Below are 11,429 nucleotides of genomic sequence, written 5' to 3' on the forward strand. Positions count from 1 at the left end.
CCCGCCGATTGGTCTTGCCCTACCGAGTTGTCTTGTCCTGCTGATTCTTCTTGTCCTGCACCGTTGCTCATTCAGCTCACCTCCAGCCGCAGATAGTCGTCGAGTGTCTCGCGGCGAAGAATCACCCTCGCCGTACCGTCGGCCACCGCGACCACAGCCGGCCGCATCGCCATGTTGTATCGGCTCGACATCGAATAGCAGTACGCACCGGTCGCCGCGACGGCGATCAGATCGCCGGGTTCGAGGTCGCCGGGTAGCCAGCAGTCCTTGATCACGATGTCGCCACTCTCACAATGCTTTCCGACGACGCGGCTGACCACCGCGTCGTCGTCGGACACCCGTGAGACCAACCGCACGTCGTACTCGGCCTGATACAGCACCGTTCGGATGTTGTCGCTCATGCCTCCGTCGACGGACACGTAGCGACGCACCGACCCGCCGCCGAGTTCGACGTCTTTGATGGTCCCGACCCGGTAAAGCGTGATGGTGCCCGGCCCCGCGATCGCGCGACCGGGTTCGACGGCGATGGTCGGCATCGGCAGGCCAACCGCTTCCGATTCGCGGCGGACGATGGCGGCGAGTGTCTCGGCGACGTCGGCGATGGGCAGCGGACGTTCGTCGGGAAGGTACGAAATACCCAGTCCCCCACCGAGATCGACGATCGACATCTGCGATGTCTTGTCGACACCGAACTCGTCGACGACGTCGTGCAGCAATCCGAGCACGCGATGTGCCGCGAGCTCGAAACCGTCCATGTCGAAGATCTGGGAGCCGATGTGGCTGTGCAGCCCCACCAGTCGCAGGTTGTCGGTGGCGAAGACGCGTCGAACCGCTTCCATGGCGACGCCGCCCGACAGCGCGAATCCGAACTTCTGATCCTCGTGCGCCGTGGCGATGAACTCGTGGGTGTGGGCCTCGACGCCGACCGTCACGCGGATCAGTACGTCGGCAACAACGCCGCGCTCGCCCGCCAAGCGGTCGAGGCGCTCGATCTCCATCATCGAGTCCAGCACGATGTGACCGACACCGGCCTCGAGTGCCGCGTCGAGTTCGTCGAGGCTCTTGTTGTTGCCGTGCAAGGCGATTCGCTCGGCCGGGAAGCCCGCGTGAAGGGCGATCGCGAGCTCACCACCCGAACAGACGTCGAGTGACAGACCCTCCTGGTCGACCCAGCGCGCAACCTCGCTGCACAGGAACGCCTTCGACGCGTAGTGCACACGTCCGTAGGGCCCGAACGCGGTCATCATGTCGCGGCAGCGGGAGCGGAAATCATCCTCGTCGAGCACGAACAGCGGGGTGCCGAATGTCTCGGCCAGCTCGCCTACTCCGACGCCCGCGATGGTCAGCTCACCGGACTCGGCACGAACAGCATTGCGCGGGAAGACGTTTGCGGGGATCTGCGCCACCGCGGCAGGGTCATTCGGCTGCTGGGCCAACTGCGGTGCCGCTTGGGTCTCGGCGTGGCGCGGTCCCGCCGGATGCGCGTTCACATCCGCTCCGGAGCGCTGACGCCGATGAGATCGAGTCCGTTGCGCAGCACCTGACGGGTTGCCGCGCTCAGCGCAAGGCGCGCGCCGTGGATGTCACCGGGTTCCTCATCGCCCTGTGGCAGCACCCGATTATGGGCGTAGAACCGGTGGTAGGCACCCGCGAGCGACTCCAGGTAGCGCGAGATGCGGTGCGGCTCACGCAGTTGCGCCGCCGTGGCCACCACCTCGTCGAAGTCGCCGATCGTGCGGATCAGATCGCCCTCGGTGTCGGAGTCGAGCAGGTCGAGGTGTTCGAGTCGGGGCTTGAGGCCCAGTTCGTCGGCGTTGCGAGCGATCGCCGACAACCGCGCGTGTGCGTACTGCACGTAGTAGACCGGGTTGTCGTTGGACTGCTTGGCCAGCAGGTCGAGGTCAATGTCGATGTTGACGTCGATCGACGAGCGGATGAGTGCGTAGCGCGCGGCGTCGACTCCGACCGCGTCGACGAGATCGTCGAGCGTGATCACGGTGCCGGCACGCTTGCTCATCCGCACGGGCTTGCCGTCGCGGACGAGGTTGACCATCTGGCCGATGAGGACCTCGACGGTGTCGGGATCGTCACCGAGTGACGCGGCCGCAGCCTTGAGTCGCTTGATGTAGCCGTGGTGGTCGGCGCCGAGCATGTACATGCACAGGTTGAAACCGCGGTTGCGCTTGTCGCGGTAGTAGGCGATGTCGCCCGCGATGTAGGCGGCCTCGCCGTCGCTCTTGATGACGACGCGATCCTTGTCGTCGCCGAAGTTCGTTGTGCGCAGCCACCACGCGCCGTCGGATTCGTAGAGGTTTCCGTTTGCGCGCAGCTCGGCGATGCACTCCTCCACGAGGCCCGAGGTGAACATCGAGTTCTCGTGGGTGAACACGTCGAAGTCGGTTCCGAACTCGTGCAGGCTCGACTTGATGTGGTCGAACATCAGCTCGACGCCCACCGAGCGGAAGGTCTCGCGACGCTGCTCCTGCGGCTGCTCGAGTACGCCCGGTACCGCCTCGACGACCTGATTCGCGATCTCGACGATGTACTCGCCCGCGTAACCGTCCTCGGGCGTCGGCTCACCGAGTGCCGACGCTTCGAGTGACCGTGCGAACTTGTCGATCTGCGAGCCGTGGTCGTTGAAGTAGTACTCGCGGGTGACCTTCGCCCCGCGTGCGGCCAGCACCCGCCCGAGCGCGTCGCCCACGGCGGCCCACCGGGTGCCACCGAGGTGGATGGGGCCGGTCGGGTTGGCGGAGACGAACTCGAGGTTGATGGTCTTGTCGGAGAACTCGTCGCCCCTGCCGTAGTCGACGGTGTTGGTGAGGACGGTCTCGATCACGCTGTTCTGAGCGGCCGCTGCAAGCCAGATGTTGACGAATCCCGGGCCCGCGACCTCGGCTTTGTCGATTCCGTCAGCCGCGGAGAATGCGTCGGCGAGCCAGCCGGCGAGCTCACGCGGGTTGACGCCGAGCTTCTTGCCGAGTTGGAGTGCGACGTTGGTCGAGTAGTCGCCGTGATCAGCGAGGCGCGGGCGCTCGACGACCACGGAGTCGGGCACCAGAGAAGCGTCGAGTCCGTGGTCGGACACGACGGTCCGGGTCACGGCACTCAGCAATGCAGCGAGGTCGGCGGGAGTCACAGGTCACCATCCTATTGGCCTGCATTCTTCGGGCGACAACGCCCCTGGTAGGTGGCGTCGGTGTACGGGTAGCCGAAAGCCTCTAGGAGGCGTGCTCGTGAGGGAGCACGGTCGGTGTGAAGGGTTCGATCGTGGGTTCAACCCCTGAACGAACGGTCACGATCGACACTCCGGAATCTCGACCCACTTGGTATCGCGGTACTCGAGTTCCAATGGTTCGGACACCACGATGCGCCCGTCAGCGGGGAGTTCGATATCTCCCCCGCGGTCGCCGGCGGTCAATCGCATCGTGCCTACCGAGTGATAGAGCGAATTCGACGCCCGATTGCTCGAGTAGCGCACCGCGTAGATCTCCTCGCCGTTGGCGGCGCAGATCGTGGCACTGAACGGGGCGCCGACGCCGTTGTCGGTGCGCGCCTGCTCCACACGCCCGACCAGGCGCGCCAACGCACCCTTGGGATCGGTGTCGAGTCCGTAGGTCAACGCGAGGTAGAAGCAGAGTTCGGTGTCGGCGTTGCCCTCGATGAACGGATACAGCTCGGGCGCCACGTCGAGTGTGAGGTCGCGCTTGAGCCGGAAGAAGTCGCCGATTTCGCCGTTGTACTGAAACAGCCACCGCCCGTACTGGAATGGGTGACAGTTTGCTCGATCGATCGTGCCTCCCAGCGCAGCCCGGACGTGGGCGAGGAACATCGGCGAGGAGACCTGTTCGGCCAGCCGATGCAGATTTGCGTCACTCCATGCGGGCCGTACATCGCGGTATTGACCCGGGAAGCTGCGATCACCCCACCATCCGACACCGAATCCGTCGCCGTTGGTCGGCCACGCGTGGTTACGGAACATCGACGTCATCGGCGCACCGGGAAGGTACAACTGCCGCGCCTCGAAGCTCTGATCGACCAGTGAGTGTGAGGGCCTGGTGAGAAGGTCTTCGATGCGAATGGGAGACCAGCGTAGGCAAGCCAGCGGCACATGGTTTCGACGCTAACAGGGTGCGCCGTTGCGCGCGGGAATCACGGCGACGAGCTCGTAGAGTTCATGGCATGATCTCGGCGATTCGACTCTTCAACGACGACGGCGGCCGATCCCACGTCGAGTACGGCACGATCTCTCTCGACGCCGGCACGTTGCGGTCGTCCGATACGGCGACGACTACGGCGGCTTTTCAGGAGACAGCGCAGGGCGGATCGTTCGCCTGGCACACCGCCCCGCGTCGGCAGTACGTGATCACACTTGCTGGAGTCCTCGATTTCATCACCCGCGACGGCGAGCGCTTTCGGCTCGAGCCCGGCGTCGTACTTGTTGCCGAGGACACCGACGGCAGCGGTCACCAGTGGGAGCTGATCGGCGACGATCCGTGGCGGCGCCTGTACGTCGGCCTCGCCGACGACGCGGCGTCGGGCTTCGTGGCGGGGGCTGAAGGCTAGGCCTGTCCGGGGAGCGATGCCCACGACGGGAGGCCGGGAGAATATAACTGTGCCCCCGGCAGGATTCGAACCTGCGGCCTTCTGCTCCGGAGGCAGACGCTCTATCCCCTGAGCTACGGGGGCTCATCGGGCGCAGCAAGCCTAACCCACGGCGACAACAGATCCCAACCCGGTCGGTACGCGTGTCAGAACCGTGGCGGACCGTCGGTGCTGGGATGGCCGGCTGACGTGCGGGGCCGAGCGCTCCAGATGTGTGTCGTATCGAAGGATGTGGGTGCTGCAGCGCCCACATCCTTCGATACGACACACATTTACGGGGCGGTCAGCGTCCGGACGGTGACGGTGGAGCCGGATTCGCCGCGCAGCACGTGCAACTGCGACGGAATACGGGCACGCAGTTCGTCGACGTGGCTGACCAAGCCAACAACTCTGCCGCCCGAACGCAATTCGTCGAGCACGCCCATCACCAGGTCGAGGGACTCCGGGTCGAGGGTGCCGAACCCCTCGTCGATGAACATCGTGTCGAGCACACGGCCGCCCGCTTCGCTCGACACGACGTCGGCAAGTCCGAGTGCCAGCGCCAGGGACGCGAAGAACGTCTCGCCACCCGAGAGGGTTGTCGCCGCACGCGTGACACCCGTGTACTCGTCGCGCACCTCGATACCGAGACCGCCACGACGCCCCCGCGGCCCTCCGGCATCGGAGTGTGCGAATTCGTAACGGCCAGAGGACATGTGCCGAAGTCGATCCGACGCCGCGACCAAGACTTCTTCGAGGCGTGCCGCGAGGACGTACGAGCGCAGTGTCATTCGCTTCGCGTTCTGCCCTCGTCCACTCACCAATTCGGCGAGATCGTGGATCTCCTTCTGCCGCAGACGAATCGGCTCGAAATCGGTCAGCGCCTCCCAGTAGAGGGTGACGTGATCGGCCAGCCCGGTCGCTCGCCGCGTGGAGACGGCCGCAGCGCCGGACGCGGCGTCGCAGCGGGCGCGCACCGTCTCGAGCGTGGTCTCGAGGTGAGCCAGGCCGACGGGCTCGGTTGCCAGCGCCGAACGCACGTCGTCGTCGTCGAGCGTGCCCTGCGCCTCGACTCTCAGGCCGTGCGCCTTGCGCAGCGACGACTCCCAGACCCCCATCTGCTCGTCCGTCGCCATCGCCGCTCGCACCGCGGTCTCGTCGGCGAACTGCGCTTCGTCGCACGCGGACGCGGCGCGGCTCGCCGCCTGTGTCGCCCACTCTCCGGCACGGCGCACCTCCGCACGCGCATCTCGCAAAGCCGTCGCGCAGCGACACAGTTCGGCCAGTTCGGCCCGGCGGCCGCTGACATCGCCCCGGCCTCCGGTTGCCGTCGAGACCTCCGCGTCGAGCGACTCGAGTTCGCCACGCAGGGAGTCCAGACGCACGGACGCCGCAGCCCGCCGCGCCTGAATCTGCGATCGTTCGGCCTGCCATGTGCTGGTCCGCCCGTCCAATTCGTCGACGACGCGCTGCAGCTTGTCGACCGACGCCGCGGCGTGTTCGGCTTTCGTGCGCCGCTTGACCGTATCGTCGCGATCGGAGCATACGGACTCGCGCTCCGCATCACCGATCATCTTGTCCAGATTGGCTTTTCGCTCGCGATAGGTGTCCAGCGACGAGCGCGCACGCGTCAGCTCGGCGGAGGCGCGGTGTTCGATGTCAGCAGCCGCCGCCTCGTCGGCGTCGCCCACATGATCGCCTGGATCGCTCGTCGTGGGTGCGGGGTGCTCGCGCGAGCCGCAGACGGTGCACGGCTCGCCGTCGACGAGTTGGGACGCGAGTTCGGCCGCCATCCCGGCAAGGCGACGTTCGCGAAGGTCGAGCAGTCTGGTCCGTGCGTCATTGTGCGCCGAGTGTGCGTCGGCGACAGCGCGCTCGGCACGACTGAGTACAACCTCGAGTTTGTCGCGCTCATCGATGGCCTCGAGAATCGACGTCTGCTGTGCCTGCTGATTGCGCAGCGTCTCGATCCGGGCACGCTGCTCATGGGCATCGTGCAGGGCAGCGATAGCTGCGGTCCGTTGCTCCGGCAGCGCCGCGAGCGCGTCGTCGAGTTCGACGGTGCGGGTGGCGGCAGCCGAGACCTCGGCCTCAGCTGCGCCGATCGCAGCGATCAGCGTGGGACGTTCGAGTGTCCTGCGCACCAGCGGTTCGAGCCGACCCGACTCCGCCGCCCAGGTGTCGATCGCGCGGGCCAACTCGGTGTCGTCGCACTCGCGCGCCCACGCCGCCTCCACCTCTTCGGACACCGCATGCTCGGACACGGCCGATTCCGCTGCCGCACGGAGTGCATCGGCAGCACGGGCGTTGGCGATCGCCTGCTCGTGATCGGCGAGCACGGGGACCACGGGCGCCGCGCGACGCGCGGCGGCGAGTGCCTTCTCGGCGACATCGAGTTCGGGCTCGGCGGCGTCGAGTTGTTCGATGCGTGACCGCGCGGCGAGTCCACGCTGCCTGTCGTGCATCATCTTTCTGCCGCGGTCGTATGACTGCTGCGCGGCGTCGAGTACGTCGCGCGCCTCCGCCAACGCCGTGGCGTCGCGGCGTTCTGCCTCGCGAGCGTCGTCGAGGCATTTCTGCGCCCAGGCCATGTCGGGCTCAATGGGTGCCTCGACGTCGGCCAGGGCCCCGATCTGTGCGGCGATGCGGTCGATCGACGCCGCCTTTGCGTCGAGCGCCGCTGCACTCTCTCGCGCACGCTCGCGCAGCCACTCCTCGACGTCACCGAATCGCTCGGTGTCGAAAAGTCTCTCCAACAACGCTTCTCGCTCTTCGTTGGGTGCGCGCAAAAACCGCGAGAAGTCGCCCTGCGGGAGAAGCACGACCTGGAAGAACTGCTCGGCACTCATGCCGAGGAGCTCGCTCACGGTCTCGCCGATCTCGGGCAACCGGGTGAGTGCCACCCCCGACCCGTCGACCCACTCGAGCGTCGCCTTCGCCTGGACCTTTGTTGTCCCCGTCCCCCGCTTCTTGGGGCGCTGATACTCGGGCGACCGGATGATGCGGAATCGGCGGCCGTTGATCGTCGCTTCTACCTCGACCTGCGGAACCTGTTCTGCCGGAGCGTGATCGGAATGCAGACGTTTGGCCTCGTTCCGGGCGCCGGGCACCCTGCCGAAGAGCGCGAACGCGACGGCGTCGAGCACCGTCGTCTTGCCTGCACCCGTCTGCCCGTGCAGCAGGAACAGGCCGTCGGCTCCGAGCGCGTCGAAGTCGATCGCCGTATCGTCGGCGAACGGCCCGAACGCGCTCATGCGCAACCGATGAAGTCTCATGCCGACTCTGCCACCCGGTGGCCGTCTGCCGGCGCGTCGATCTCGAAGAGCGCCAACGGCTCGCAGGATGCGACCTGCTCCGGCTCGCCGACGACAGCGCGTAGCGCGCTTTCCACAAGCGCCCGCTCACGGGTAGTCGGCTTGTCGCGTACATCGGTGACGAAGGATGTGATGATCTCCGCATCGCTGCGACCGCGCACCCGAGAGCGGTAGTCGACGCTGTTCTCGGCGTCGGGACGCTGCCACTGCACGTGCACGGCATGCGGAAACCGTTGTCGCAGAACACGCATCGCGTCGACCGGGCGGACCGCATCGGTCAGCGTCGCTTCGACGTAGTCGTCTTCGGCAATCGACAGCGACTCGTCGGTCAGCAACTCGTCGAGCGTGCCCCGCAGCGACGTGAGACCGCGCACGATCGGCAGATCGTGGCGACGGACGTCGGACACACCGTCGGCGTCGAGGTCGATGAGCCACACCGCTTTGTGGTGTGTGTTCTCGCCGAACGAGTACGGGATGGGCGACCCGCTGTAGCGAACCGCTGGCGTGAGTTCCTGCGGCGAGTGCAGGTGGCCTAGCGCGACATAGTCGACCCCCGAGAACACCTCGGCCGCAACGGTTTCTACTCCCCCGACGCTGATCGAACGCTCGGATCCGGTGGCGAGCCCACCGACGACGAACGCGTGCGCAATCACCACCGAGCGTGCGTCGCGCCCGGCGAGGTCGGCGCGGATGCGTTCCATCGCCGCGGTGAGCACATCGGAGTGTCCGCGCGCGTCGTCGACGCCGAGTTCGGTTCGCGTGACCTCGGGTTCGAGGTACGGGATTCCGTAGATCGCCACGTCTCCGTGTTCGTCGGAGAAGACGATGGGGTCGGCGATCGACGCCACCGAGGTGCGCAGATGCAGACCACCGGCTGCGGCGAAGCCCGATCCGACACCCAGACGTGTCGGCGAATCATGATTGCCGGAGGTCACGACGATCGCGGCACCGGCGGCCGCAATCGCGGCAAGGCCGTCGTCGTAGACGCGGACGGCGTCGGCCGAGGGCACCGACCTGTCGAAGACGTCGCCCGCCACCACGACGACATCGACCGATTCCGCGGCGACGACGTCTGCGAGGTGACGCAGCGACGCGCGCTGGTCATCGAGCAGGTCGGCGCCGTGGAAGGTTCGGCCGATATGCCAGTCGGAGGTGTGCAGGATTCGCATGGGAAACACCGTACGATCTGCCACCGACAGATCCGGGGAGGCGCGTCAGCCCGCCCCGGATGCCGTCACGCTGCCCCGGCCTCTTCCACCGCACCTTCGGCGGCCGCTGCGGCCTTGGCTTCTGCCGCAGGCGGATACGAACGCTGCGTCGCCGGCCGCTTGAGGAACAGCGTTGCGACGACGCCGATCAGCAATGCCGCCGCGGGCAGATAGAGGGTCTGTCCCATTGCGAGCGCGAACGGCTCACGGACGGGGTGACCGAAGACCTCGATCGGCAACTGCTTGGCGCTGTCGTTGTTCGACGCGGTGTCCATGCCGGGCAGATTCGCGGCCAGTCTCGTCTGCATCAGTGCGCCGACAGCAGCCGCGCCGATCACCGAGCCGATCATTCGCGTGGTGTTGTAGACGCCTGCTCCCGCACCAGCCTGGTACCAGGGGAGGTCGCGGGTTGCGGTCGCCGCGAGCGGCGCCCAGATACCCGCCGACGCGATGCCCATCAGCGCCAGCGGCAGGATCAGCTGCCACACGGGGGTCGCCGACCGCGCGATGCTGCCCATCCAGAACAGCGAGATCGATGCCAGGAACAGACCCGTGGAGATGATGAGGCTGGGATGCACGCGGTCGAGAACTCGCCCGACGATCGGTGCGAGGATGCCGGTGAAGATCGCCATCGGCACCATGACCAACGCCGATTGCGTGGGCGTCATGCCGCCGACGAGCTGCAGGAAGAACATGGCCGGAATCATCTGACCGGAGATCGCGAAGCCCATCGAGGCGATACCGATGTTGGACAACGAGAAATTGCGCTGACGGAACAACGAGAGCGGAACGAGCGGTTCGGTCTTGACTCGCGACTCCCAGAAGATGAACAGCGCGAACACGACGACGCCCACGATGATGAGCGCCCAGATCCACGGCGCCCAGTCGTACTTCTCACCGTCTTGAATACCGAACACCAAGGCGGACAGACCGATTGCCGACAGTACGACTCCGACCCAGTCGAAGGAGTGGTCGTGCTTCTCGACCTCGGGCACGAGCACGGCCGCGAGGATCAGGCCGATGATGCCGACGGGGAGGTTGACGAAGAAGATCCACTCCCAGCCGAGGTTGTCGGTCAGCACGCCGCCGAGCAGCGGGCCGACCAGCGTTGCCACACCGGCGATGGTGCCCCAGACACCCATTGCCGCACCACGCTTTTCGGGCTGGAAGATACGCGTGATCATGGCCATCGTCTGCGGCGTGATGAGTGCGGCTCCGACGCCCTGCAGTCCGCGCGCTGCGATCAGTTCGCCGATCGAGCCGGAGAACCCGCACCAGACGCTCGCGGCGGTGAACACCACAAGGCCCACCTGGTAGACGGTCTTGGGTCCGTACTTGTCGCCCAGCCTGCCCGTGATCAGCAGCGGCACAGCGTAGGTCAACAGATACGCGCTGGTCACCCAGACGATGCCGTTGACGTCGGTATCGAGCGCCGCACGGATCTGCGGCTGTGCGACGGCGACGATCGTCATGTCGACGAGGATCATGAAGAAGCCGACGCACAGGGACATGAGCGAAAGCCACGGTCGGTTGGTCACCGACTTGAATGCCGGAGCGGTCATGAGTTCTGCACTTTCTGAGGTGTGGACGAATCCTGCGCTGGGGACGAGTTCTGTGCTGGGGAGGATTGAGGTGGTGACGGCGTGGTGGTGTGCTTCGTGCGCCACGTCGAGCCGGGGTCGTCGATCCACTCGATGTCGTTGTGACGCAGACGCCCGACGAGATCGACAAGCCAATCGATCTGCGTTTGCAGAGTTGCCAGGCGGCACCCGACGTCGAGGTAGAACATCTCGACCGCTCCGCGTGCATGCGCTGCCTCTGCCGCCACCTCGACCCGTTCACGATCTGCGCGCATCGCATCGATACGTCGTTCAAGCAGTTCGACAACCCGCTGTCGCGGCAACGAATGCGCTTCGGACAGAGCGAGGTAGAGCTCGGGATATTCGACGGGGTGACGTTCGAGAATCGCCTCGAGGCTCGCAGCGAGCGCGGCCCTGCCCGCTTCGGTGATCGCGTAAACGGTCCGCTGCGGTCGGTTGCCCTCCTGACGGACCTCGACGACCTCGATGAGTCCGTCGGCGGCCAGGCGGTCGACGGTGTGATAGAGCGTGCCGGGACGAATCTTGGTGAGGCGGTCTTCTTCGCGCTCGATCGTGGTCTGGAACATCTCGTACGGGTGCATCGGCCGTTCGGCAACCAGGCCGAGCACCAGGATCGCCTGCGGAGCCAACGGTCGCGTCACAGTCACGGCGTGGCCCCCTTTCTCGCTGCCAAATATTCCGGGTGGAATATACCGCGCCGAATAACGGGTGCCAACCGTCGG

8 protein-coding genes and 1 tRNA gene are annotated in these 11,429 nt (G+C 66.2%); 1 reads left to right on the forward strand and 8 read right to left on the reverse strand.

Annotated features, from left to right (window positions below):
- Positions 1-71 precede the first annotated feature (71 nt).
- From lysA to GOSPT_RS09970, 3 genes are all read right to left on the reverse strand, one after another.
- Positions 72-1,490: a diaminopimelate decarboxylase gene (lysA, locus tag GOSPT_RS09960; RefSeq protein WP_005205759.1), complete on the reverse strand. Its 1,419-nt coding sequence runs from the start codon at positions 1,488-1,490 to the stop codon at positions 72-74.
- A complete protein-coding gene (gene argS, locus GOSPT_RS09965; protein ID WP_005205760.1) occupies positions 1,487-3,139 on the reverse strand; it encodes an arginine--tRNA ligase in 1,653 nt (550 codons plus the stop codon). The genes lysA and argS overlap by 4 nt, the downstream gene beginning before the upstream one ends.
- Before the next feature lie 156 nt (positions 3,140-3,295).
- Positions 3,296-3,991 (reverse strand): class II glutamine amidotransferase, encoded by a 696-nt coding sequence (locus GOSPT_RS09970; protein ID WP_231894510.1) that lies wholly within the window; start codon positions 3,989-3,991, stop codon positions 3,296-3,298.
- Positions 3,992-4,182: 191 nt separating this feature from the next.
- Here GOSPT_RS09970 and GOSPT_RS09975 point away from each other — a divergent pair, with 191 nt between their 5' ends.
- A complete protein-coding gene (locus GOSPT_RS09975) occupies positions 4,183-4,566 on the forward strand; it encodes a cupin domain-containing protein (RefSeq protein WP_005205762.1) in 384 nt (127 codons plus the stop codon).
- A gap of 50 nt (positions 4,567-4,616) precedes the next feature.
- Here the strand turns inward: GOSPT_RS09975 and GOSPT_RS09980 are convergent.
- The 5 genes from GOSPT_RS09980 to GOSPT_RS10000 all read right to left on the reverse strand — a co-directional run bounded on the left by GOSPT_RS09980 (position 4,617) and on the right by GOSPT_RS10000 (position 11,354).
- Positions 4,617-4,689: transfer RNA gene (locus GOSPT_RS09980), tRNA-Arg, on the reverse strand.
- 188 nt (positions 4,690-4,877) lie between these two features.
- Positions 4,878-7,859 (reverse strand): AAA family ATPase, encoded by a 2,982-nt coding sequence (locus tag GOSPT_RS09985; RefSeq protein WP_005205763.1) that lies wholly within the window; start codon positions 7,857-7,859, stop codon positions 4,878-4,880.
- Positions 7,856-9,067 carry an exonuclease SbcCD subunit D gene (locus GOSPT_RS09990; RefSeq protein WP_005205764.1) on the reverse strand — a complete coding sequence of 404 codons (1,212 nt, stop codon included), beginning with the start codon at positions 9,065-9,067 and terminating at the stop codon, positions 7,856-7,858. Before GOSPT_RS09990 ends, GOSPT_RS09985 begins: the two co-directional genes overlap by 4 nt.
- A gap of 65 nt (positions 9,068-9,132) precedes the next feature.
- The gene (locus tag GOSPT_RS09995; RefSeq protein ID WP_005205765.1) at positions 9,133-10,668 is read right to left on the reverse strand and encodes an MFS transporter; all 1,536 of its coding nucleotides are present in this window, start codon (positions 10,666-10,668) and stop codon (positions 9,133-9,135) included.
- Positions 10,665-11,354 carry a PadR family transcriptional regulator gene (locus GOSPT_RS10000; RefSeq protein ID WP_005205766.1) on the reverse strand — a complete coding sequence of 230 codons (690 nt, stop codon included), beginning with the start codon at positions 11,352-11,354 and terminating at the stop codon, positions 10,665-10,667. The genes GOSPT_RS09995 and GOSPT_RS10000 overlap by 4 nt, the downstream gene beginning before the upstream one ends.
- Positions 11,355-11,429: the final 75 nt, after the last annotated feature.

The organism is Gordonia sputi NBRC 100414, from assembly GCF_000248055.1.
In the GTDB taxonomy this organism is placed as follows: Bacteria; Actinomycetota; Actinomycetes; order Mycobacteriales; family Mycobacteriaceae; genus Gordonia; species Gordonia sputi.